The organism is Butyrivibrio sp. (genome assembly GCF_017940685.1).
GTDB lineage: Bacteria > Bacillota > Clostridia > Lachnospirales > Lachnospiraceae > Butyrivibrio.
The window spans coordinates 1-2,045 of the sequence record NZ_JAGAYD010000116.1 but is presented as its reverse complement, the minus strand read 5'-3'; the positions used below and the strand labels follow the sequence as shown (position 1 = coordinate 2,045).

Annotated in this window: 1 protein-coding gene and 1 pseudogene; both read left to right on the top strand. The window is 43.4% G+C overall.

Annotation, left to right across the window (positions count from 1 at the left end; genetic code table 11):
* Positions 1-52: 52 nt before the first annotated feature.
* Entirely contained in the window at positions 53-1,054 is a 1,002-nt protein-coding gene (gene trpS, locus J6I68_RS07340; protein ID WP_292204221.1) for a tryptophan--tRNA ligase, read from the top strand.
* 209 nt (positions 1,055-1,263) lie between these two features.
* Positions 1,264-2,045, top strand: a pseudogene (locus J6I68_RS07335) (tagaturonate reductase); the annotation flags it as partial.

The window sequence follows — 2,045 nt, the reverse complement described above, 5'->3', positions numbered from 1 at the left end:
TACTGATATAGTTAGACCTAGTATTTATTTGGTTTTTCGGAGGTTTTTTGGTATGGAATCAGAAAAGAAGATAATGCTCTCTGGCATTCAGCCAAGTGGAGATTTACATTTAGGTAATTATCTGGGAGCCATCAAGAACTGGGCAGATCGTGTCAATGAATTCGAGTGCTATTACTTCATGGCTGACCTTCACACAATAACAGTTCGTCAGGACCCCAAGGAACTCAGAAGACGTTCTCTTGAGATGCTTGCTCTTTACATAGCATGCGGACTTGATCCTGAGAAGAATACTCTTTTTCTCCAGTCCCATGTTCCTGCACATGCTCAGCTTGGATGGGTTCTTGACTGCTACACAATGTTTGGTGAGCTTTCCCGCATGACTCAGTTCAAGGACAAGTCTGAGAAGCACAAGGACAACATCAATGCAGGTCTTTTCACATATCCATCTCTTATGGCTGCAGATATACTTCTGTATCAGCCACATTACGTACCAGTAGGAGAGGATCAGAAGCAGCACGTTGAGCTTACAAGAAACATTGCTGAGCGTTTCAACAACATCTACGGCGACGTGTTCCGTATCCCTGAGCCATACATTGCCAAGACTGGCGCAAGGATCTACGGCCTTACAACTCCTGGTGACAAGATGAGTAAGTCAGATCCTAATGGATGTGTATTCCTTATGGATGAGCCTGATGTCATTCGCAAGAAGTTCAAGAGAGCAGTAACAGACTCTGACATGGAGAACTGCGTACGCTATGACAAGGAGAACAAGCCAGGCGTAGCAAACCTTATGAATATCTATGGGGCCGTTACAGGCAAGAGCTTTGAGGAGATTGAAAAAGAGTTCGCTGGACAGGGCTATGGCGTATTCAAGCCAGCAGTAGGAGAGGCAGTTGTTGAGGCACTTACTCCTATCAGAGAAGAGGCTAAGCGCCTTATCGGCGACAAGGCTTACCTCGAAAATGTCTATAAAGAGGGAGCAGAGAAGGCTTCTTACATTGCAAACAAGACCCTTCGCAAGGTTTACAAGAAGGTTGGTTTTTATCAGCTTTGATATGTTTTTAATAAAAAGAGCTATAGGACGCTTGAAATCTGATGGTTTCGGGCGTCTTTTTTTATCCTGAAAAATGTTTAAAAAATCCACTTGTAAACGCTTACATAATTTGGTATAACAAATATTAGGAAAACATGTTAGGAAGATGAAATGTAAGCGGTTACATTTCTGCTTCCATAAGAGAAGAGATATTTGGAGGGTGATCACAGATGGAATTATTAAACTATGATGTTCTTGAGAAGTCAGGTTACAAGGGATATGTACTTAAGGATGCACCTATAAGAGTCCTTCAGTTTGGTGAAGGAAACTTCATGCGTGCCTTTGTGGATTACTTTTTTGATATTGCCAATGAGAAGGCTGGTTTTAACGGCAAGGTTGCTCTTGTTCAGCCAATCGCAATGGGACTTACAGACCTTGTTAACAAGCAGGAAGGTCTTTACACACTGTATCTTAGAGGAAGCGAGAACGGACAGAAGGTAGACGCTAAGCGTGTTATCTCAGCCTGTGACTGCTGCCTTAATCCATATGACAAGGCTGGATATGACAAGATCATGGAGATCGCTGAGAGTGATGATCTTGATATCATCGCTTCTAACACAACTGAGGCTGGTATCGCTTATGATCCATCCTGCAATTTTGATGATCAGCCAGCAGCAAGCTTCCCAGGCAAGCTCACACAGGTTCTTTACAGAAGATACAAAGCTGGCAAGAAGGGCATCGTAGTTCTTTCCTGCGAGCTTATTGATAACAACGGAAAAGAGCTCCTTAAGTGCGTCAATCAGTACATTGACCAGTGGAAGCTTGAGGACGGCTTTAAGAACTGGGTAAATAATGACAACATTTTCTGCTCAACACTTGTTGACAGGATTGTTCCAGGAAGGATCCGTGATCCTAAGGAAGTAGAAAAGCTTGAGGCTGAGAACGGCTATCACGACGAGCTTATAGATGTAGGTGAGATCTTTGGTGTATGGATCATCGAGGGACCTGAGGG